General features: G+C 51.0%; 18 protein-coding genes and 1 tRNA gene. 15 read left to right on the plus strand and 4 right to left on the minus strand.

Translation table 11 applies throughout. The features are described 5' to 3' along the window. Positions 1–146 precede the first annotated feature (146 nt). The 9 genes from C5S61_RS09235 to C5S61_RS09275 all read left to right on the plus strand — a co-directional run bounded on the left by C5S61_RS09235 (position 147) and on the right by C5S61_RS09275 (position 11,543). The gene (locus tag C5S61_RS09235) at positions 147–1,313 is read left to right on the plus strand and encodes a CaiB/BaiF CoA transferase family protein (RefSeq protein ID WP_110514771.1); all 1,167 of its coding nucleotides are present in this window, start codon (positions 147–149) and stop codon (positions 1,311–1,313) included. Between the two features lie 525 nt (positions 1,314–1,838). Further along, positions 1,839–2,993 (plus strand): acyltransferase family protein, encoded by a 1,155-nt coding sequence (locus C5S61_RS09240; RefSeq protein ID WP_110514772.1) that lies wholly within the window; start codon positions 1,839–1,841, stop codon positions 2,991–2,993. A 377-nt stretch (positions 2,994–3,370) separates the two neighbouring features. Further along, complete coding sequence (locus C5S61_RS09245; RefSeq protein WP_110514773.1) at positions 3,371–4,123, plus strand: hypothetical protein; 753 nt, start codon at positions 3,371–3,373, stop codon at positions 4,121–4,123. Positions 4,124–4,132: 9 nt separating this feature from the next. Further along, entirely contained in the window at positions 4,133–4,810 is a 678-nt protein-coding gene (locus tag C5S61_RS09250; RefSeq protein WP_110514774.1) for an acetoacetate decarboxylase family protein, read from the plus strand. A 91-nt stretch (positions 4,811–4,901) separates the two neighbouring features. After that, positions 4,902–6,827, plus strand: a complete 1,926-nt coding sequence (uvrC, locus tag C5S61_RS09255; RefSeq protein ID WP_110514775.1) for an excinuclease ABC subunit UvrC — start codon at positions 4,902–4,904, stop codon at positions 6,825–6,827. Positions 6,828–7,292: 465 nt separating this feature from the next. After that, positions 7,293–7,369: transfer RNA gene (locus tag C5S61_RS09260), tRNA-Pro, on the plus strand. 79 nt (positions 7,370–7,448) lie between these two features. Then, positions 7,449–9,074: a cellulase family glycosylhydrolase gene (locus tag C5S61_RS09265; protein WP_110514776.1), complete on the plus strand. Its 1,626-nt coding sequence runs from the start codon at positions 7,449–7,451 to the stop codon at positions 9,072–9,074. Then, the gene (locus tag C5S61_RS09270; protein ID WP_110514777.1) at positions 9,071–10,597 is read left to right on the plus strand and encodes an O-antigen ligase family protein; all 1,527 of its coding nucleotides are present in this window, start codon (positions 9,071–9,073) and stop codon (positions 10,595–10,597) included. Before C5S61_RS09265 ends, C5S61_RS09270 begins: the two co-directional genes overlap by 4 nt. Before the next feature lie 166 nt (positions 10,598–10,763). Further along, positions 10,764–11,543 (plus strand): SAM-dependent methyltransferase, encoded by a 780-nt coding sequence (locus C5S61_RS09275; protein ID WP_164689307.1) that lies wholly within the window; start codon positions 10,764–10,766, stop codon positions 11,541–11,543. A 393-nt stretch (positions 11,544–11,936) separates the two neighbouring features. Here the strand turns inward: C5S61_RS09275 and C5S61_RS09280 are convergent, their stop codons facing one another. Then, positions 11,937–12,353 carry a cupin domain-containing protein gene (locus C5S61_RS09280; RefSeq protein WP_164689308.1) on the minus strand — a complete coding sequence of 139 codons (417 nt, stop codon included), beginning with the start codon at positions 12,351–12,353 and terminating at the stop codon, positions 11,937–11,939. Positions 12,354–12,365: 12 nt separating this feature from the next. Then, positions 12,366–13,757, minus strand: coding sequence for a Mur ligase family protein (locus C5S61_RS09285; protein ID WP_110514780.1), 1,392 nt, complete (start codon positions 13,755–13,757; stop codon positions 12,366–12,368). A 282-nt stretch (positions 13,758–14,039) separates the two neighbouring features. Between C5S61_RS09285 and C5S61_RS09290 the strand changes: the two genes are divergently transcribed. From C5S61_RS09290 to C5S61_RS09305, 4 genes are all read left to right on the plus strand, one after another. Beyond that, positions 14,040–14,861 (plus strand): SAM hydrolase/SAM-dependent halogenase family protein, encoded by an 822-nt coding sequence (locus tag C5S61_RS09290; protein ID WP_110514781.1) that lies wholly within the window; start codon positions 14,040–14,042, stop codon positions 14,859–14,861. 176 nt (positions 14,862–15,037) lie between these two features. After that, positions 15,038–16,963: an ATP-dependent helicase gene (locus tag C5S61_RS09295; protein ID WP_110514782.1), complete on the plus strand. Its 1,926-nt coding sequence runs from the start codon at positions 15,038–15,040 to the stop codon at positions 16,961–16,963. 75 nt (positions 16,964–17,038) lie between these two features. Continuing rightward, the gene (locus tag C5S61_RS09300) at positions 17,039–17,251 is read left to right on the plus strand and encodes a DUF2267 domain-containing protein (protein ID WP_110514783.1); all 213 of its coding nucleotides are present in this window, start codon (positions 17,039–17,041) and stop codon (positions 17,249–17,251) included. 117 nt (positions 17,252–17,368) lie between these two features. Further along, positions 17,369–18,454 (plus strand): STAS domain-containing protein, encoded by a 1,086-nt coding sequence (locus C5S61_RS09305; protein ID WP_110514784.1) that lies wholly within the window; start codon positions 17,369–17,371, stop codon positions 18,452–18,454. Here C5S61_RS09305 and C5S61_RS09310 read toward each other — a convergent pair. After that, entirely contained in the window at positions 18,451–19,623 is a 1,173-nt protein-coding gene (locus C5S61_RS09310; RefSeq protein WP_110514785.1) for a C40 family peptidase, read from the minus strand. The genes C5S61_RS09305 and C5S61_RS09310 overlap by 4 nt on opposite strands. Positions 19,624–19,635: 12 nt before the next feature. Beyond that, entirely contained in the window at positions 19,636–20,088 is a 453-nt protein-coding gene (locus tag C5S61_RS09315) for a cupin domain-containing protein (protein ID WP_110514786.1), read from the minus strand. Between the two features lie 63 nt (positions 20,089–20,151). Between C5S61_RS09315 and C5S61_RS09320 the strand changes: the two genes are divergently transcribed. Together C5S61_RS09320 and C5S61_RS09325 are read left to right on the plus strand one after the other, a co-directional pair. Next, positions 20,152–21,048 carry a hypothetical protein gene (locus C5S61_RS09320; protein ID WP_124033413.1) on the plus strand — a complete coding sequence of 299 codons (897 nt, stop codon included), beginning with the start codon at positions 20,152–20,154 and terminating at the stop codon, positions 21,046–21,048. Between the two features lie 493 nt (positions 21,049–21,541). Then, entirely contained in the window at positions 21,542–22,864 is a 1,323-nt protein-coding gene (locus C5S61_RS09325) for a pyridoxal phosphate-dependent aminotransferase (protein WP_110514788.1), read from the plus strand.

Below are 22,864 nucleotides of genomic sequence, written 5' to 3' on the forward strand. Positions count from 1 at the left end.
TGATGATTTTTGGATAGGCCTAGCCGATAGCGAACCCAAGCCAAGTGCTAGCCCTACATTTGCTCAAAATAATGGCTCATTGTATCGTTGGGCTGAATAATTCGCCCAAGGAAGTTGATGCTTCCTCTAGTTAATGGTACTGCTCAATGCTGAGTTCTCCGCTCGAAGGCCTACTGGTGCTCGACCTTTCACGAGTGCTGGCAGGCCCATATTGCACCATGATTCTTGGCGATCTTGGGGCCGATATAATCAAAGTCGAAGCACCGCAAGGCGATGATACTCGGCGTTGGGGGCCGCCCTTTGTTGCTGGCGAAAGCGCCTATTATTTGGCGGTCAATCGCAATAAACGCTCGTTGGTTGCCGACCTTAAAACCGCCGCCGATGCTGCATTGATTCGCACCATTGCCAGCCACGCAGATGTCTTGGTCGAGAATTTTCGCCCAGGCACACTCGAACGGTTTGGCTTGAGCTTAGCCAGTTTGCGCGCACAAAATCCCCGTTTGATCACGCTGACCATTAGCGGAATGGGCGCAACTGGCCCTGAATCGGAGCTACCAGGCTACGATTTTATTGTGCAAGCAACCGCAGGCTTGATGAGCATCACTGGGCCTGCCACTGGCGAGGCCAGCAAAGTTGGGGTGGCAGTTGTCGATTTAACCACCGGAATGTTGGCAAGCAACGCCATTTTGGCAGCCTTGTATGCCCGCGAACGAACAGGGCTTGGCCAACATATTGATATTTCTCTGTTGGAATCGCAGGTAGCTTGGCTGGCAAATATTGGCAGCGCCTACTTGATCACAGGCGAGGAGCCAACGCGCTATGGCAATGCGCACCCGACAATCGTGCCCTACCAAAGCTTTGAGGCCAGCGATGGCGCGTTTGCGCTGGCAGTTGGCAACGACCGCCAATGGCAAGGGTTGTGCGCTGTTTTAGAACAACCAGCTTGGGCAGATGACCCACGTTTTAGCACCAACCCGCAGCGGGTTCAACACCGCAGCGAATTGGTAGCGTTGCTGAATCAACATTTTGGCCAAAAACCAAGCGCCGAGTGGGTTGCGCTCATTCAAGCAGCAGGGATTCCGGTTGGCGCTGTGCGCAGTATTGGCCAAGTTTTGAACGATCCGCAGGTATTGGCGCGCGAGATGGTGGTAAGCGTTGAGCACCCAACCATTGGCGATTTAAAACTGTTGGGTATACCCTTTAAATTCTCAGCAACTCCCGCAAGTATCCGTTTGGCCCCCCCATTACTAGGCCAACATACCCACGAAATTCACCAGCAGTTCGAACCAAAAGTACTATCAGAACCACAGTAATTTAATTGCAACGATGTTATGAGTCTGCTAAAGTGGCAAGAAACAGGTGCTTGTGCTCCTGGAGCTTGCTACACCTGCCTTTCCGTACACGCTTGAGATTGAGTTACTCACGCTTAAACATAATTATTAAATATTATTAATTATCACATGTTTGAAGCAAACAAGCATTATTGATCAAGCCAATTAATCGTCATTGCAGCCAAATTTAGCACTGTTGCTATGCTTTAATGCTTGGATTTGCCCAAACGTTGATTAACATGCTCAATATAATTTGAGCAGTAATAGTGTAAGCAAGCAGCTTTATTTTTGATAATAAAGTTGCCTTTTTATTGATCATAGCTTGTTGATAATTTGATTAAACTCTACTATACTGGTTCGTATCATCGCAACCTGTGATCTTTACCCACCTATTTCAGCGAGCTTGAAATCAGGAGTATTGTTGCAACCCTGTGGCAGTAATTCTGAGTAAACTGTTTTTAACCGTGGGGATACAACAAGGCTGGCGAATTTTGCTGAGGAGGACTTATGGAATATCTTAGGCAGCGCTTTGAGCTAGCCCGTGGCCTAGCAGGCACCAATCTGCGCTCCATGGAAGGCTTGCGCGGAATTGCAGTTTTTCTGGTGTTTTTAGTTCATTTTCGCAGTTCCATTCAAGCGTGGTTGTTCAATGATAGCCCAACCGCAATTATTAATAATGCCTTTGGCATGGTTGGTAATACGGGTGTAGATTTATTTTTCGTGCTCAGTGGCTATTTAATCTATGCCTCGTTGATGAAACGCCAGCAAGCCTATTTTAGCTTTATTGGGCGGCGTATTCGGCGCATTTATCCAACATTTTTTATTATCTTCATGGTTTATCTTGGGTTATCGATTATTTTCCCTGCTGAAAGTAAAATTCCTAGTGGTATTGCTGCTGCAACGCTCTATTTCATTCAAAACTTACTCTTTTTGCCTGGAATGCTGCCAATTGAGCCAATGATTACGGTGGCATGGTCGCTTAGCTACGAAGTTTTTTACTACCTGATTATGCCATTGCTCGTGCTAGCAATTGGCTTGCGCGCCAAAACGCCCCAATGGCGCATCGGCTTCTTCAGCATCGTTGGGGTCATCTTGACCGCCGTCTGTATTATTTGGCAAGGCCCGTTGAAGCTCGCAATGTTTATTGCTGGCATTTTGCTGCACGAAGTACTGGAATCGAAGCGCGATTATACGCCAACGGCGTGGCTTGGCTTGCTTGGCTTATTGATTGGCACTTGCGCACCATTACTCCCGCTCAGCGGCATGATTGGCAATGCGATTCGCTTTAGCCTGATTTTCAGCGGCTTTTTGATCGTATGCTGGCATTGTTTTAGTCGGTCTGAATCATGGCTCAAACAAGCGCTTTCGTGGACTCCCTTGCGCTGGCTGGGCAATATGAGCTATTCCTACTATTTGGTTCATGGTTTAGGTTTGCATGCAGGCTTTATGCTGTTGCACAAATTTATGCCCGCCACGCCAACTGGTGGCTGGTTCTTTTGGTTGATCTTGCCGCTGATGTTTGGGGTAACGCTGGTCAGCGGAGCGCTGTTGTTTGTTTTAGTTGAACATCCAATGTCGTTGAAAAGCGCAAGCAAACCTGTGGTCGTTGAGGAAGCTCGCGAACCTGAAGTGCGGCCAGCTCTCAATACAGACGCTGCGTAGTACAAACTACCAAAGCCCTTTTCATATTGCTGAAAAGGGCTTTTTTATTGTTTTCCAGCCGCCACATGCCCTTCAAGTTTTGATCCACGAAGAGCACAAAGAGCACGAAGGGCTGAAACCACGAAGCGCGCGAAGAACACGAAAGGGGACGTGGCTATTGGCTTTTGGATTTTGGCTATGGCCGATCCCCTGAACTCTGACCCCTGGCCCTGAATCTTGAATCCTCGCTCCCGATCCCCGATCCCCAACAACCAATCCCCAACTTCTCTGTTCTATGCTCTATGTTCTTTGTTCTATGCTCTTCATCCTTCATAATTCATCCTTCATCCCTTCCTTAATGTGGTAGCATACAGATAGTTTAGTGGGGGATTGCAACTGTGCGATTTGTACGTGCTCGACTCACAACCTTCGACGACCCGCATTATCGGGCGTTTGTTGAACAAATAACGATTGCTCGTGAGAACCAGCGGGCAACGCGGCCACCGCGCCAGCGTGATTTGTTTGGCGGTGAGGCCGAACAATTGCTGCGCGAATGGCTCACAGCGCAGGGTCAAGCGCTTTCCGAGCGCCGAATTCTCGAATACGACGAGCGGAGTGGCCGCCAAACGATTCGTAAATATCGTGAAATTGATGCCTTGGTTGAGGTTGGGCGCAGCGTGCATGTATTTGAGGTCAAGGCCAGCCGTTCGGCGCATACCATTCGCAAAGCAGCGACCCAGCTCCACGACATTCGCGCAGCTCTGCAATTAATTATTCCCCGGGTCTACACCACCTTGTTATTGGTCGATACTGGCATTCCTGATGCAGAGGCCGTCAAAGCGTTGATGCGTAGCCCCGATGCACCACACACACCACCACCAACCATCGCTGATATTATTGGCGATCAAAGTCGCTTCCACCTGATCGAACATCCTGAACAAGCCCAACAATGGCCGGATCAGATTAGCATTCGGCGCTTTAGCCTTGATCAATTAATTGCCATGGCTGGCGATCGCCCATTGCATCTCGATTGGGATCTCGATGAAGAAGAGGAAGCGCCCAGCCCGCCGCCGATCAAGCGCCAAACTGTGGCCGATGATCCTGATGATGATACCGATAATCCATTTGCTGCGCTGCTTGGCGCATTATGAGGTATAACTGTGTCCGCCCTCTACGATTCGACGGTCGAAGCCGACCGTATTGCTGCCACAACCAGCTATCCGCCAGCACCATGGGTCATGCAAGGGACATGGGTTTGGTGTGTGCATCCAGTCAAACGTAGCGCTGTCGCCGATTTGCTGCCAGCGCCGCTTAAGCCGCTCTGGCTGCCAGCAGGCCGCAGTTTGGGGTTTTCGTTAGTTGGTCAATATGGCACAGGCTCGACCTTGCACTATGGCGAGGCTGCCTGTGGCTTGGTGCTCAAGCTTGGCCCACGTCCCGCGATTTGGATTCACGGCCTCGTCGTCGATTTGGATGAATCGGTGGCTGGCGGACGCAACATTTGGCACTTGCCCAAAGAATTAGCCCGCATTTCATGGACGAATCCTAGCCGCGACCGCATTAGTGCCGATCAACAAGGCCGCTTGCTACTGAGCTTCGAAGGCATTCCCAAAAAAATCAATGGCTTTAATGTGGGCCTGAATTTCGATGTGCTGGTTGTGCACAAACAAGAACTGTATCGAATTCCAGCGCGTTTTGCTGGCACAGTCGGCATCACCCGTAAAATTCGGCCCTTCTTTCCGGCGAGTGGCGCATGGGCCAAATTTGGCGTTTCAGGCTATTCGATCTCTGGCTTAGGCAATGGCCGTGGCGATTTTGGCGAATTGCTGAAGGTATAAATTTTTAGGCGTGAGCCGACTGGCAGAGCAGGCTAGTCGGCTTTTAACATGGTCAGCAAAGATGCGGTATAATTAGCACAGAGGTGCGAAAATGCCAGATTTATCCCATACCAATATTGCCAATCATGCGCTGTTTGAAGAGCGCTTGCGCAACTTGCCGCTTGCCCCGGGCGTGTATATTTATCGCGATCAAGCCAATACGATCATTTACGTGGGCAAATCCAAAAGCCTGCGCGATCGGGTGCGCTCGTATTTTGGTGCGCCACGCGGTCTGACCAGCAAAACCCGCCGTTTGGTGCAAAATATCGCCGATTTTGAATTTATTACCACCGACACCGAGCTAGAAGCCTTGCTTTTAGAAATGAATCTCATTAAAAAGCATCGGCCACGCTACAACGTGTTGCTCAAAGATGATAAAAGTTATCCATATATCAAAATTACCAAGGAAGAATGGCCACGAGTGCTACGTGTGCGCAAAGTGCTCGAAGATGGTGGAATTTATTTTGGGCCATTTGCAAAAGCCAGCAGCGTTTATGCAACAATTGAATTATTGAATAAATTATTTGCTTTTCGCTTATGTAACGATGATATGTTTAAAAAGCACCAGCGGCTAAACCGCGCTTGTATGTATTATGATATTAAACGCTGTCTTGGGCCATGTGCCAATAACTGCACCAGCGAAGAATATAGCACGGCAATTAATCAAGTACGTTTATTTTTAAGCGGCAAACCCGAAGCGATTCTGCGCGATCTCAAAGTAAAAATGAACCAAGCTGCCGAAGATTTGCAATTCGAGCGCGCGGCCTATGTGCGCGACCAAATCAAAGCAGTTGAGCGGGTGATGGAGCGCCAAAAGGTGCTCAATACTGCTGCCAGCGACCAAGATGTGATTGCCTTTGCCCGTGATGAAGGCAAAGCGGTAGTCCAAGTTTTCTATATTCGCGGCGGCAAACTGATTGGTTCGGAGCCGTTTACCCTGCAAGGCACTGAAGAAGAACAGCCAGAAGCCTTGATGAGTTCATTTTTAACCCAATTTTATGATGCAGCTGCCGATATTCCACCCAATATTCTGCTGCCCGATTATCCCGAAGAAACCCAAATTATCGAGCAATGGCTCGAAAGCAAGGGCGGGCACAAGGTCAGTTTGCAAGTGCCACGGCGCGGCGATAAGAAAGATTTGGTTGATTTGGCAGCACGCAACGCCAGCCAAACCCTCGATCAACTGCGATTGCAATGGCTGAATGCAGAACAACGAGCGACAGCTGGATTAAGCCAATTGCGCGATGTCTTAAATTTGGCCGAATTGCCGCAACGCATCGAATGCTACGACATTTCCAATACTCAAGGCACCAATTCGGTGGGCAGTATGGTAGTGTTCGAGCAGGGCGAGCCAGCCAAAAAGCACTATCGCCGCTTCAAAATCAAAACCGTCGAAGGCGCAAACGATGTGGCCTCGCTCAGCGAAGTGCTGCAACGGCGCTTTGCCCGCGCCGATGATACGGGCCAAAGCGATGATTCAGAGCCAGCAGAGCAACCAAGCGCCGAGCCAGCGAGCAACGACGAAACCTGGACAGTCCTGCCTGATCTGATTTTGATCGACGGTGGGATTGGCCAAGTCAATGCAGCCGCCAAAACCTTAGCAGCAGCAGGCTTCGAGCATATTCCGGTGGTTGGCTTGGTCAAGGGTGATACCAAAGGCCACTTGCCGTTTGGCTTGGTCAAGCCCGGTCAGCGCGTGCCCATCGCCTTTGCCCAAAACGATCCTGGCTTGCATCTTGTGCAGCGCATCGACGAAGAAGCCCACCGGTTTGCGATTAGCTATCACCGCAAATTGCGCACCAAAGGCATGCTGCGCTCGACGATGGAAGATATTCCAGGCATCGGCCCCAAACGCAAAAAAGCTTTGATCAACGCTTTTGGCTCGCTCGATGGCATTCGTAACGCCAGCATCGAGGAGCTAGCCGCCGTGCCCGGCATGACCCGCAAAGCCGCCGAGGAGATCAAAGGACTGTTATAGAAGGATGAAGGATGAGGGATGAAGGCAAAAATCAAAAGTCAGAAGTCAAAATTTAACGCGGAGTCGTAGAGAACCAAAGGATGAAGGATGAGGGATGAAGAACAGAGAGCATAGAGCATAGAACATATGGCTATGGGCTATCGGCTTTGGGCTTTGGTCGAGTAGGCAAATAATCACAATAATCTGTGCAATCTGTGGCTAAAAACTCATCCTTCGTGCAATTCGTGGAATTCGTGGCAAAAAAAATACTCATTCGTGCTCTTCGTGTCCTTCGTGGATCAAAAACTTAACCTTCGCGATCTTGGCGGTTGCAACCCTTCGTGGATCAAAACCAGTGCCCAATGGAGATCCTATGTTCTATGCTCTCTGTTCTATGTTCTCGCTGACCAGCGTAACAATTTTGCAACAAAAACATCAACGCAGCTTTGACAACTGCAAGGCCATGGTGTATCATCTTAGCATTGTCGGGGCGTGGCTCAGCCCGGTAGAGCACAGCGTTCGGGACGCTGAGGTCGGAGGTTCGAATCCTCTCGCCCCGACCACCAATCACCGTTTTGGCGGTGATTTTTTGTTTTTAGGCTTTTGACAAGCCTGCAACGCTGGTTGATAATGGCCTGCGCTATGCAACGAAGCACATTTTTTCGATTCCAACCACTCCTCTGGCTTCTGATCGTTGGGGTTTGCGCAGGCAGCCTCGCCGCTTGGTCGTGGCTTGAAAATGAGCAATGGCGCGGCGTAAGTACGCACGTCGATCAGCCGATTGCTTGGGCCAACGTACCGCAAGGCGGCGTAAATTTGCCCAGTTTGCACCTCGAAGCGCCTGAGGTGATTTCGCGCACCCTCGATACGGCCAAAGCTGCTGGCTTTTATTGGCTACGCGTTCAGTTTCCGTGGGAAGATATTGAGATTCACGCCAAAAACGATTTTCGCGATTATCGCCACGATTACAATGGCGATGGAACGGTCGACCAAAACGATGCAATCTCAGCTTGGACGAAATACGATGGGATTGTAGCCGCAGCTCAAGCCCGCAATTTGCAACTGATCGTGCGGCTTGACCGCCCGCCAAGTTGGGCACGCCAAAACTTGCCCATGGAGAGTTTTCGCGTCGCCAAACGTGAGCAAGACCCAGGCTCAACCGGCCCGCCCGACAATTACGCCGATTATGGCGATTATGTGACTGCTGTCGTTGAGCGCTATCGTGGCAAAGTACGCTTTTTTCAGATTTGGAACGAGCCAAATTATGGCCACGAATGGAATTGGGCCGACCCCAATCCAAATGAATTTATCGAATTATTGAAACTTGGCTATACCCGCGCCAAAGCAGTCAACCCCGATGCAATCATTATTTTTCCGAGCCTTACGCCTGCTGATGGCTTCGATTGGCAAGCCAAGAACGATCTCGAATTTTTGGCCCAAATCTACGAGCGTGGCGGAGCTGCTTATTTTGATATTTTCAGTGCGCAGGGCTATGGCCTTGGCCAGCCAGCAACCGAAAATCGCTATGTGCGCCCAGTGCTCAACGCCGATGGTTCATTGAAGCGCGATAAACTCTGGCAACGCCCGCTCGATTCGCGCACCGATGTGACGCGGGTGGTGTTGCTGCGCGAAGTGATGGAGCGCTACGGCGACGAGCATAAAGCGGTTTGGATTAGCGAATTCGGCTGGAACAGCTCACCAGTGGCGACCCAATATGGCGCGCCGGTTAGCGAAGAACAAAAAGCCCAATATCTAGTTGAATACTTGCACCGAGCACGCCAAGAATGGCCATGGCTTGGCGCGATGAATATTTGGTTTTTGCGGCCCGGGGTTGGCTTTTCGCCCGAAGATCCAACCATTCATTTTGCCTTGCTCAAGAGCGATTGGACTGAACTGCCAGCCTATAGCGCCGTTCAATCATATCTGACTCAAGCGCCGCAATTGGGGATTGGTCGCTATCAGCCAACCGATTTGCTCTGGCAAAACAGCGCTGCGTATGTGGCAAATTGGTGGGGCGAACGGCTGAGCGTCGAAAGTACAGGCCCAATTGAGCTAGAAGTTGATGGCCAAGTGCTTCCAACCCAATCCTTTGAGGGCGACCTAGGCCAGCATCAACTGCGGATTCGGGGCGATTGGCAAACGCTCACGATTAGTCGCCAACGGGCTTGGTGGTGGCTTTGGGCCAGCATCCCGTTTGGGCTTTGGCTCGGCTTGTTGCTAGCATTGAAGCGTTTTTGGAGCGTCCTAGTACGAAAGAGACCTGTATGATGCTTGCACGTTGGCGTTGGCATCCATTGGCAACTGTCGGGGTTAGCGGCATCATGGCGTTAGCAATTTTGGCCTTGTATCGACCAAAACGTTTTGCGCCCTTGATTGGTATTGATGAAGCGGCTGCGCATAATTTGCTGTTTGCGCTAGCGTTGCTGGCGCTTTTTGCGGCGCTTGCTTGGCTCCGGCCCGAAATTGGCTTGGCTGGCGTGGCCGCAACAATTCCCTTCAACTATCGCTCGCGCGGCTTTTGGGACGGCGACTTTCCGTTTATCAATGGCAAATATTTTCCCTTGCACGAACTGCTATTGCTGGTTGTTTTAGGCGTAACTGCGCTCGATCTTGGCTGGCGCTTGCTGCGCGGGCGCACGGCATGGCGAGTTTGGTGGCGCGAACATTGGCGAATGTTGTTGCTGCCCTTGGCGTGGCTGCTAATTGCCACCTTTGCTGCAACCTTGGCCGTGCCTGAAGGCCAAGCAGAGGCATGGCGCGAATGGCGCTGGATGATCGTCGAGCCATTGCTGTTGTATGGCTTGATTCTGTATTGGCAACCGCGCTATCCCGTGCGGCGCTGGCTGCTTTGGGGTTTACTTGCTGGCAGCGCAATCGTGGCAGTGATTGGCATTTTGCAATGGCGCGACCTCGATTGGACTCCGATTGATGGCACGGGCATGTGTTTTAGCGATTTGATCGTTGATTCTGGCGGCACCAAACGCACCTCATCGGTCTATTGCCACCCCAACAATTTGGCACTCTGGATGGATCGCGCAAGTATGTTGGCGATTGTGGCTGCTGCTTGGGCCTTGTGGCAATTCTGGCGCAAGCGCACTTGGCAAACTGCTGGTTGGTCGCTACTTTATCTTGGGGCCAGCAGTTTATTGGTGCTCAGCCTGATGCTGACATACTCCAAGGGTGCACGTTTTGCGGTGGCGTTGGTGCTGATTGGCCTGAGTTGCTTGCCACGGCGTTGGTGGCTGCCGCTGATTACCAGCGTGGTGCTTGGCGGTTTGTTGCTCTATTCGTCGTTGAGCGGGCCAGAGCGCCTGAGCGTGACTGGCGATTCAAGCTCTGCACGCTTGAGCATCTGGCGTTCAGCAACAGCCATGATTGCCGACCATCCAATTTTGGGCATTGGGCTTGATCAATTTTATTTCTATTTCAACCCCCAATATAATCGTGGCTATATTGAGCCAGCGCTTGCCAACGACCTTGCAGAGCGCAACACAGCCCATCCGCATAACTTGCTGCTCGATGTATGGTTGCGGGTTGGGATTGCAGGCTTAATCGTTTTTGCTAGTTTGGCGTGGCGCAGCTTGCGGCGCACGTGGCAAATTTGGCATAGCGATCAGCCTGAACGCTGGTTGGCACTCGCAGCGATTGCAGCCTTAGGAGCAGGCTGGTTGCATGGCGGGGTTGATCAAGGCTATTTCTCCAGCGATATTGCCATGGTCACATGGCTTGCGCTGGGCATGATCGATAGTTTTGGGATGCAGCAAGCGGATGTGGCCAAAATAGTACAATAATTCTATTGAAAAGCGCTGCATTACGCGCTAGGATTCATTTAATATTTTAATATTTATGCTACGCTCCGACTGCTAGCGCGATAATGACAGCGGATTATTAATTGGCGCAGCAGCGTAGCAAAGCGTAAGCTGGTTGTAACACGCTGTAGGTTGAGGAGTGCTGGCCGTGGAATTTGATCCATCGCAACCGAATGCTGGCCGAATTTACGATTATTTGTTGGGTGGTAGCCACAACTTTGCGGTTGATCGGGCAGCTGCCGAACGCTTGGTGCAGATGATTCCAACGATTGAAAATGGTGCTCGCTTAAATCGTTGGTTTTTGGATATTGCGATCAATCGCTTGGCTGATGCGGGCTTTACCCGCTATCTTGATTTGGCCAGCGGCTTGCCAACCCAAGGCTACATTCACGAAATTCGCCCCGATGCCTTGGTGTTGTACAACGATTATGATCAGGCCACTGTAGCCTATGCCCGCGAAATTATCGGCAACAATCCGCGAGTCATTTATCACCATGCCGATATTGCCGAGCTTGAGCCTATTTTGGCCCAAGCCGATCAACATTTTGCTGGTGAGCGCAAGGTGGCAATGTGCATTATTGGGGTTTCGTATTTTTTAGCTGATCAGGTGTTGCGCCAAACATTGCAACGCTTGTACGAATGGTGTAGTCCTGGCTCGCAACTCGCCATCTCGTGGCTGACGCTACCAGCAAACCCCAACCCCAAATTGCAAGAATTATTGGCCCGCTATCAAGCAATGGGCAGCCCAATTTATCCCCGTACCGTTGAACAACTCAAGCAATTTATCGCGCCATGGACGCTGCTTGAGCCAGGCTTTCAACGGCTCTCAGAATGGAACGAAATTGATGGCACGTGGGTGATCGAGGGCGACCGCCAAGCAGACGACGATCAAAGCGATATGTATGGCACGTTTATGATTAAAGGCTGAGTGAGAGCATAGAGCATAGGGGGCAGGCTATAGGCTTTTGGCTTTGGGCTATGGGAAAATTGATTGAAATCCAGCAGATCATAGCCTAGAGCTGTAATGGAACATCACGTTAACTACGGCTTGATCCCCTCACCCCAACCCCTCTCCCGTGCGCGGGCGAGGGGGCCTTCATGCTGTGGTTTTGCACCAATTCTTCGGCAAAACGACGGCTCCCCCTCGCCCGCGTTCAGTGGGAGAGGGGCTGGGGGTGAGGGCATGCTCCTCGTTGCCAATCCAATGAACCAATAGATCTAGGCTATTGGCTTTTGGTTTTTGGCTGGCGGGGATTGGTCGGAAGCTCTCATAGCCTAGAGCCTAGAGCCAAAAGCCACATCCCCTTCGTGGTTAGAAACCCTACATTCGCAACCCATCCAAATCTGGGCGCAGCACGACGCTTTCTTGCTCATTGGGGTCGGTGCGCGCAATAATCGCCACTGCTTCTTCGGCATATGGGTTGAAGGGAAAATGCGGCATGCCAGCGGGAATATACACATATTCGCCAGCATGAACGACCGCATGACGCTCCAATTGATGGCCATAGTACATTTCGACCGTGCCGCTCAGCATATAAATTGCGGTTTCGTGGCTTTCGTGGTGATGTGCTTTGGCTCGTGCGCCAGCAGGCATACGCAGCATATGCATACACAGCGCCTGCGAGCCTGCGGTTTCGGCGGCAATGCCAGCAAAATAGTTAAGCCCTTGTTTGCCAGCAAAAGCACTTTGTTCATTGGGCCGAATAATCACGCAATCGGCTTGTTCAGACATCCGCATTTCCCCCAGCTATTAGCTTTCCCAAAATGGCTTGAGCACACCACGATCAACCAAGACCTCGCGCATTTCGAGCATGGCCGTATAGGTTGGCAGCATCGTCAAAGTTGTATCGTTGGCAATTGCCGCATCAAAAGCTTGCGCCAAATCTGGCTCGACATGAATTTGGTGCTGGTCAATCCCAGCATATTTCAGTCGATTTGCCATATCTGCCGCCCGCGTACCGCTCACCACAATTCGTTGCGTATGGCCAGCCAAAGCCTCAAAATCTGCATCCCAAAGCCATGAAACGTCGGTGCCATCAGCAATTTTATCGTTAATCGCAATCATCAGGTTGAGCGGCGCTTGGCTCCCGCTGGTAATCATACGCACGGTTTCGCTTGCACCAATCGGATTTTTGATCAAGGCCATCAACACCTGTTTTTGCTGATATTCAAAGCGTTCGATGCGGCCAAAGGCGGCGCTAAATTGCTCCAAGGCAGCGCGAATAATTGGCAACGGAACATCCAAGGCACTCGTTGCGGCAATCGCAGCCAAGGCATTGAGCGCATTGTAGAGCCCAGGCAAAGGCAAGTTTAATTCGAGGGCTTGCTGGCCGTGGGGTTGATTCAAGACGACGCGCAAGGTACTGCCGCGCGTACCATCAAGCTCCAATTGGCGCAGCACAATTTGCGGCTCTGGTCGATGGTGGCCGCAGGCAGGGCAATGATAGCGCCCGATATGGCCATAGTAGGCAGGATCATAGCTATAGGGCTGGCCACAACGGCGACAGAAAATCGAATCGGCTGCATGGCGCAGCGCATCGTTGCCATGGCGCGTATCTTCGAGGCCATAAAAAAGCACCTTGGCTTGCAAGCCCGTTGCCAAATCGGCAATTGCCGGATCATCGGCGTTCAACACAACGGTGCTGGTGCTCGGCAGAGTGGCGAGGACTTTTTGCCACTTGGCGGCCAGCGTATCAACCTCGCCATAGCGATCAAGCTGATCGCGAAAAAGATTGAGCAACAATACAACTCGGGGTTGGGTTTCGGCGATTGCTGCTGGCAAATGCGCCTCGTCAACCTCGAACAAGGCCCGTTGATATTGCGGCGCGCCCCAAATGCCCAGATCGAGGGTGGCAGCGGTTAGCCCAGTGATCAAATTGGCCCCAGCTCGATTATGTAAGGCTGGTTGGCCTTGTTGGCTACAAATTGCTGCAATCATGCGGCTGGTCGTGGTTTTGCCGTTGGTGCCAGAAATGAGCATCACGCCGCCATTGAGCCGCTTCGCCTGATGCCGCAATACATCGGGCGCAACTCGGCGCGCGATTCGGCCAGGTAAATTCGTGCCGCCGCCAAAGCCAAATTGGCGGCTTGCCCATTGCGCTAACTGCGCAACACTTAATGCAACATGCTCACGTAGTGTCATGATTATCCTCAGTCACAACCAGCCCATACTTTCTGCAGAGTAGGATAGCATAAAAGTCAAAAGTCAGAAGTCAAAAGTCAGAAGGGTATTGGAACCACGAAGCACGCGAAGATCGCGAAGTTAAGTTTTTGATCCACGAAGGACACGAAGGGCACGAAGATGGCTTCATCCTTCATCCTTCATCCCTCATCCTTCATCCTTTCTTTTGCCTTTCGCTACGCATTCTCGTATACTAAACGGCGTTAACAACAATTGACCTACGCAAACTATAGGCGGGAGTTTATGCAACCGAATGGAATCTTAACCCTAACTACCGATTTTGGCAGTGTTGATGCGTATAGCGCTGTGCTTAAAGGAGTGATTCTCTCGGTTAATCCGCAGGCTACGTTGATCGATGTGACGCATGAAATTGATGCGCAGCGGATTGCCCAAGCAGCCTATTTATTGCACACAGGCTATCGTTACTTTCCCGATGGCACTGTCCACTTGGTAATTGTTGATCCAGGGGTGGGCGGCGATCGCAAGGCCGTGGCGTTGTGTTCGCCACGTTGGGCCTTTGTGGCTCCCGATAACGGGGTGCTTTCGTATGTGTGGAAAGACCTTGTGGCGGAATTTGGCCGCGAGCAATTAAAATTGATCGAGCTGAGCGATAAGCGCTGGTGGTTACCCAAAGTGAGCGCAACCTTCCATGGTCGCGATATTTTCGCCCCAGTTGCTGCGCACCTTTCAAAAGGTTTGAAAGCTGAAGAACTTGGCAATCCATTAGCTGAATTGGTCGAATTGCCGCTAGCCGAGCCACGCCATCGCCTTGATGATGCATGGGAAGGCCGAATTATTCATGTTGATAATTTTGGCAATTGTATTACCAACATTACCCGCGATTTTATTGCCCAACACGGTAGCATCGAGCAAGTCGAAATCGGCATTCTCGATCAGCAAATTGGCCGAATTTGCCGCACCTACGCCGATAGCGAATGGGGCATGGTGATGGCGCTCTTCGGCTCCAGCGAACGGCTCGAATTGGCGGTGCGCAACGGCAATGCCGCCCGCATGCTCGGCGTTGGCATCGGCGATAGCCTGCGGATACGCTTTATACAAGGATGAAGGATGAGGGATGAAGGATGAAACAAGGTAATCAATTACTCCGCCTTCATCCTTCATCCTTCCTAAAAACACTATGTTTGATACTCTCAATAGCGAAAGATGAGGGATGAGGGATGAGGAGTGAAACAAGGTAATCAACTATTCATCCTTCATCCTTCATCCTTCCTAAAAACACTATGTTTGATACTCTCAATAGCGAACAACGGGCGGCGGTCATGGCGCAGCTGGGGCCAGTTTTGGTCAAGGCTGGCGCGGGCAGCGGTAAAACCCGCGTCCTAACCTACCGCATCGCCTATCTGATCGAACAGGGCGCTAGCTCCGATTCGATTGTTTCGGTAACATTTACCAACAAAGCGGCCAGCGAGCTGCGCACCCGTTTGCGCGATTTGCTGGGCAAGCGTAGCCGTGGCCTCACCGCCGGAACCTTTCACGCCATCTGTGGCAAATTGCTGCGCCAACATATTACTGGGCGCATTCGCAACTACACCGCCAACTTTACAATCTATGCTGGCGATGAGCAGTTGCAACTCGTGCAGCAAGCCATGGATAGCTACACCGGTCGCATGCCGCATGATCTTGAAGCGCCGCAGGTGCTCAATCTGATTTCGCGCTTCAAAAGCCGCATGCAGCCGCCAACCCTCGCTCGCCAGATGGCCAACGATCCGCTGAGCCAGTATGCAGCGGCAATTTATCGCACCTATCAACGTCAGCTTGAGCGCTCAAATGCCGTCGATTTCGACGATATGATTGTGATGACTTACAAGCTGCTGTTCGAACATCACGATGTGCTCGATGAAGTGCAATCGCGCTGGGCGCATGTGTTGGTAGACGAATATCAAGATACTGATTCTGCTCAATATGCCTTGCTTGAGTTGCTTTCGCGGCCTGTTGGCAAGCGTCCGCGCTCATTATTTGCGGTCGGCGATGCCCAACAATCGATCTATGGCTTTCGCAACGCCGACTACACCATTATCAATCGCTTTACCCGCGATTTTCCCGAAGCGCAAGTTGTTGAGTTGCTGACCAATTATCGCTCGCGCCAAGAAATTCTTGATGCAGCCTATGCCGTAATGCGCCATTCGGTGGCCGTGCCAGCGCTCACTTTGAAAGCAGCTCGCCGCTCGCCGCCAGTGCCAGCCTTGGTAATCAACGAAGCAGCCGATGATCGCGCCGAGGCCGATGCCATCGCCAAATCAATTGGCAGTTTGCTCAGCACAGGCCGCCGCAGCAAAGATATTGCGATTCTCTATCGCTCGCGGCATATGAGCCGTGGGCTGGAAACCGCGTTGCGCCAAGCACGGATTCCCTATTCGCTCAAAGGTCAAGCAGGCTTTTACGATCGGCGGGTAATCCGCGATGCCTTGGCATTTTTGCGCATCATTGCCAATCCCAGCGATAGCCTGAGCATGAACCGAATTATCAACGTGCCAGCGCGGGGAATTGGCGCAAGCACAATTGCCCACCTCACCAGCAAAGCTGCGGCCTTGGGCTTACCGCTTGGCGAAGCGATTTTGAAGCGCGAGGCTTGGGCAGGACTCAGCGATCGCGCGAGCCAAGCAGTTAGCGATTGGGCGCGCAAAATCTATCGTTGGCGCAAATTGGCCAGCGGAACCTACCCACCAGAGGGCTTGCTACAAACCGTATTGCAAGAAAGCGGCTACCAAGCCATGATCGAAAAGGATTGGAAAGATCCTGATCGGAGCGATGCCCTCGCTCACTTAGAAGAGTTGCGGGTGGCAGCTGGCGAACATACCAACCTAGCTGCGTTTTTGCAAGAAATTGCCTTGCTGACCAATGTCGAGGATAAAGATGAGCGCGATGCGGTGCAATTGCTGACGATTCATGGAGCCAAAGGCTTGGAATGGCCAATTGTCTATGTGGCTGGTTTAGAAGAAGGCACGCTGCCCCACGAACGCTCATTAGTGGAGGCAGGCGGCGTTGAAGAAGAACGGCGCTTGTGTTATGTCGCCTTGACGCGGGCAGGCGAACAATTGTACCTTTCGCATGCCAAAAAACGTCAGCGCAACACCCGCAATCCATCGCGTTTTCTTGATGATATTCTCGTCTATGGCCGCGAACGAGCCAAAGCCAAGGCTTTCTAACCATTCGTTAACGTTTAGGTAAACTTTTGAGCCTACACTCTGATTGTTAGGATTTTTGCAGCGTAGGAGTGACCAATGAAAGAATTAATTGCCCAACTTGTCCAAAAGGCCAACTTAAGCGAAGAACAAGCCAACAAGGCGGTTGAAGTGGTCAAAGGCTTTTTGGGCGACAAATTGCCAGAAGGTTTGCGCGGTCAAGTTGAAAGTTTCCTGACTGGCGAAAACGTCATGGATGTTGCCGACAAAGCCAAGGGCTTACTCGGCGGGTTGTTTGGCAACAAAGAATAATTTCAGTCACGAACCAATCGATGCAAGGCAGCCAAGCTTGGCTGCCTTTTTGTTATGTCTGCAACTGGCCAAAATTTGATACAATAGCACTACTGTGTTGCTAAAGGAACTGAATCTATGCAAAGCATTCGCACCGTTGATCCCGATCAACAGCCTGATCACCTGCGTTTAGGCCGTTATTTGGGATTAACTGCCATCGCGATTTATGTAGGATTATTGATTGGCGCGACGCTCACCGTGATCATTCCCGATGCGTCGGATTTCATCATGCAATCAAAAATTCCGCTAAGTGGCTTTGCAGTGATTGTGCAAGGCTTATTTTTTATTGCTGGGCGATTTTTTGCTCGGCGTAATCACATTAAGCCAAGTATATATCTGATGATCATTGGTTGTACAGTTTTGCCAATGATTATTACCTTTTTCAACCCAATCGAATGGCCGCTCAGTGTTTTATATGTGTTTTTGATGTTGATTATTGCTGTGCAATTTGTCAATAGCCATCATCTCAAACAAATTAGCATTGTAGCTTGGATTTCGGTTATCATTGTGACTTTCTTGGGTTTTATCTTCAATGATCAATATAATTACCCAAAAATTAACGTCTTGTTGATTATGATCACCTCGGGAACGCCGATTGTGACCATGATTATCTCATTATTATTTAGCTTTCATCGACGCTTGAATTTGACCGTGCGCGAGGTGAAACGGATTAATTATTCGCTGGAAGAATCACGAGCTTCGTTAGAGCAACAAGTTGGCCAGCGCACAGAGCAATTGCAACACACGCTGGTCGAATTACAACAACGGAATCAAGAACAAGCGGCTTATGTTAGCCAAATTGAGCAACAACGCCAAACAATTCGCGAACTCAGCGTGCCAGTGTTGCCTGTCAGCGGCGATACGCTGGTGTTGCCAATTGTCGGGACGCTTGATAACGAGCGGTTGCGCGATTTACAGGTGATTGCACTGGGCGAAATTCAACAGCGCCGCGCCCAACGCTTATTGCTCGATGTGACGGGGCTTTCATGGTTTGATAACGATGTGGCAACTGGTTTATTGCGTTTGGTTGATTCGGCGCAATTGCTGGGAGCCAAGGTGGCCTTGATTGGCGTGCGGCCTGAAGTTGCCCAAGCTTTGGTCAACTTGGGCATTGTGTTTGAGCATGTGGCCATCTATCGCGATTTGCAATCGGCCATGCACTAGGGAAATGGCCGAATTGCCCCCACGAAGCGGCTATTCCAATAGCTATTCGATAAATCGGAAACGCGAATACCCAAATTTTCGGAGAGCGCCTGAATCACGTTGCCATTGCCAGCGTAAATGCCAACGTGGCTCACGCCTTTTTTATAGGTATTTTTGAAAAAGACAATATCGCCGGGCACTAAATCGTGTTGGCTGGTGATTTTTTGGCCATAGCCACCAGTCCATTGTTCAGCAGCACTATGCGGCATATCAATGCCCAATTTGCCATAGACATACAACACCAAGCCTGAGCAATCGAAGCCGCCGCGCGGAGTCTCGCCACCCCAAACATAGGGATAGCCAACGTATTTGCTGGCCAAGCGCACGGCCTCTAGCGCGTTAGGCGACGCACTTAAGGTTGGCACACGGCGCAAAATATAGTCATCTGCTTGTAAAAGCTCAGCCGAAACCCAGCCCTCAGTACCATTGTTGGTGCGTACATTAAACCAGCCAGCCCGTTGTTGCAGCAAATTAACCTGGCCTTGCTCAGCGCCCAAAGTTGTGATGATATCTGAGCCAGTTTGCGGCGCAACCCGCACATTCGCTCGTTCGACATTCAGTTCGGCCAATAAAGCAGGATTGGGGTCGGCGTGCTCAGCGATTTGGGGCAACGCTTGCGCCGAGCTAGCCAACGCCACATAACTATCATCAACCCAGCCCAAAGCCCGTTGCGGCGTGACCACTTGCAGCCAGCCCTCAAAGCGGCCAACCACGGTTAGCGGCGTTGTATTGGGCAAAATCGCCATGGGCAAATAATCGACGCTTGGGCCATCGCGCAAATTCAATTCGTCGCTTGCAACCAAGCCTGCAATCGTGGTTGTAAAAACCGTATCGGCAGAAATTGGCGCAGCCAACAAACTACTGGTTAATGGCAAGGTTTCGGGAATAGCCAAGGCTTGAGCTTCGAGTTCAGGATTCAAAACCGGCGCTTGCCAATCGGCAGGAATCGGCTCATCGAGGGTTGCGCCAACCCTGACTATTTGCGGCGTTGCAGTTGGCGAAATTGCGGCGGGCGAGGTTGCGGGAAACGTCCACCAAAGCAGCAAAGGCACAGTTAACCCAGCGCCAAGCAACCAGCCAGCGATCTGCAATCGCCGCCGATCCCGCGCTAGGATTGGCAATTGGGGCATATTGATGAATCCTTATTCTTCAAAAATAATCCCATAAGCCTGATTCAACTGCGATAAGGCAGCAGCAGGCAGTGGCAAACCAAATTGTTGAATGGCATCGCTGAAATCATGGAAATAGTATTCGAAACCAGCCGGAGCCGCAACTATTAATGCAACACAGGGACTGGTTCCAAGGGTGCGAAAGGCATGACGCACACCCATCGGCAGATCAATCGTGGCTCCCGCCTTGGCAACGATCGTCTCGCCATTGATCGAAAACTCGAAAATTCCAGCTTGAATAATAAAGGTTTTATCTTCGCGGGTATGCATATGGTGCATAACGCCGCTTCCAGGCAAGCTGGTATATTCGACTAAAGAAAACGCGCCATCGGTATCCGAGCCAGTAAGCTTGACCGCAACTTGGCTGTGCGGGGCATGTGCGATCGGACATTCCAAGAGCATGGTATGATCGGCAAGCTGTGACATAGGCAACCTCCGCTGATTATGATCATTATAGGCGATGGTTTTCGCCCTGACTATGGAGCTTTTATGGGATTTGAAACTAATACTATTCGCTTCCTTTTGGAAGCCCGAAGTACTGGTGTCCAGTTTAAACAGAGTTTAACCCTAGGCCGACAGGGGATGCACCTTGGGGTGTACGATTTACAAAAAGTTTTTGCCGAAGTGGGTGAGACGCTACCGCTGATTGTGGCCCAAACACTCACCCGCGATGCTGTTGATGGCGAACCGCTTTTTGCCGAACCACTGCTGCATTACCTTGGGGCCAGCAGCGCCGATTCAATCGATTTTTCCGATTATGAATCAGCGTCGATTTTGCACGATCTGAATCAGCCAATTCCCGCCGAATTGCATGGCCGATTTAGCAGTGTGATTGATGGTGGCACGCTTGAACATATCTTCAATCTGCCAATCGCGCTGCAAAATAGCTTAAATATGGTTGCTGAAGGTGGCCATTTTCTGGCGATTACGCCGTGCAACAATATGGCTGGGCATGGCTTTTATCAATTTTCGCCAGAGTTATTTTGGCGCATTCTGACCCCTGAAAATGGCTATCAGCTTGAAAAAATGTACGTTTTCGAGATGTATCCGCATGCGCCTTGGTATCGGGTACACGACCCCAAGGCAGTTGGTGGGCGGGTTACGTTGCAAAATCGCCGTCCAGCCTTTTTATTGGTTCAAGCCAAACGGATCAGCGCTACACCAATCGAACGCCTCAAAGTGCAACAAAGCGATTATGTGAGTGTTTGGCAGGCTGGTACAGGCTCACGCCGACCGTCCTTGGTTAGCCGCCTCACGACACCGCTTCGTCGCCGCTTACCAACCAGCCTCAAAATGGGCTTGCGCGCAATCAGTTTTCGGATCAAAGATGGCTTGGCACTGTTGCGCTCGCCGTATCGGGCCAATTATTACGATCGGTATAAGTAAGGGGTCGGAAGATAGAACATAGAACATAGAACATAGAACATAGAACATAGAAGCTGGGTATGAGGATCAGGGATCAGGCTTTTGGCTTTTGGCTTTTGGGAAATCAATCTGAATAATCTGTGGCAATCTGTGGCGAAATAAAAATAGTTCTTCGCGTCCTTCGCGGTTTCAATTCGTTAACGCAGAGGCGCAGAGGAACCATGGCTCTAGGCTCTGGGCTATGGGCTTTTGGGAAATCAATCTGAATAATCTGTGGCAATCTGTGGCAAAAAAATAGTTCTTCGTGCTATTCGCGTCCTTCGTGGTTTCTGAACTTCGTGCTCTTCGTGGATCAATCCGATAGCCCATAGCCCACGTCGAACAATCGACGATTTGTCCTACAGTGGTTCATCAAGTTGTCGCTGATTGTACCCGTGGCACATCTGCTATACTTAGGGACGCGAAATCGTCCCGCAAGCCAAACTGTTCCTCCCAAACATCGAGGAGTGTAGCAATGACACTGATTGAAACGGTTGATGCAGCTGAATATTTCGAGCCAACATCAACTGAACTGAGCAGCCAATCGATCTCCGCAATGGCGCGTGGCATGGTTGGTTCTGAAATTTTGCGAATTGCCGGTAATGTCCGCACGTTGCAAGCCCAAGGCCGCACAGTCTGTAATTTCACCGTCGGTGATTTTGCGCCTTCACAGTTTCCAATTCCTGAAGCGTTGCGCGATGCAGCGATTGAATCGTATAGCGCTGGCCGCACCAACTACCCGCCAGCAGAAGGTGTGTTAGCATTGCGCAAAGCAGTGCTTGCCCACTACGAAAAACGGTTGGGTCTGCGCTATCCACTGGAAAGCATTCAGATCATTTCTGGCGCTCGCCCCGGCCTCTACGCCGCCTATGGTGTATTGATCGATCCCGGCGAAACGGTGATTTACCCAGTGCCATCGTGGAACAACAATCACTATGCCTATTTGTGTGGTGCAAAGGCGCTTGAGGTTCCAACTCGCCCAGAAGATGGCTTTTTGCCAACCGCTGCCTTGCTTCAACCATTCATCCAAGAAGCGCGCCTGATCTCGATTAACTCGCCGCTCAACCCAGCTGGCACCATGATTTCGCCAGAGGAATTGCGCAAAATTAGCGAATTGATTGTGAATGAAAATATCCGCCGCAAAGAGCTTGGCTTGCGTTTGCTCTATTTGGTCTACGATCAAATTTATTGGGAATTGCAGCTTGGCGATATTCGCCACGTTACGCCAGTCGAAGTTATGCCCGAAATGTCAGCCTACACGATTTTCATCGATGGCATCTCAAAATCGTGGTCGGCGACTGGCTTGCGGGTTGGCTGGGTTGTAGCACCGCCACACATTACCGACCGGATCAAAGCGTTCTTGAATCACGTTGGCGCGTGGGCTCCCCACCCAGAGCAAGAAGCCACCGCCCATATTTTGAATTCGGTTGAGGTGCTCGACGATTTCTATACCACTATGCATAATGAAGTTCGTGCCCGACTGAATTTGATCTACAACGCAGTGCAAGAAATGAAGGCTGCGGGCTTGCCAGTTGATGCGATTGCACCGCAAGGCGCAATTTATCTTTCAACCCAATTCGATTTGGTTGGCAAGAGCCTCGATGGCGTGCCGATTACCAGCAACGCCCAAATTGGCGATATTTTGCTGGAGCAAGCAGGTGTGGCTTTGGTGCCATTCCAAGCCTTCGGCCTGCGCCAAGAAACTGGCTGGATGCGGCTCTCGGTTGGCGCGGTTTCAATCGCCGATGTCGAGCAATGTATCCCGCGGATGCGGGCAATCTTGGAGCGCGTCAAGTAA

Origin of the sequence: Herpetosiphon llansteffanensis (assembly GCF_003205875.1) — a bacterium.
GTDB classification, from domain to species: Bacteria; Chloroflexota; Chloroflexia; order Chloroflexales; family Herpetosiphonaceae; genus Herpetosiphon; species Herpetosiphon llansteffanensis.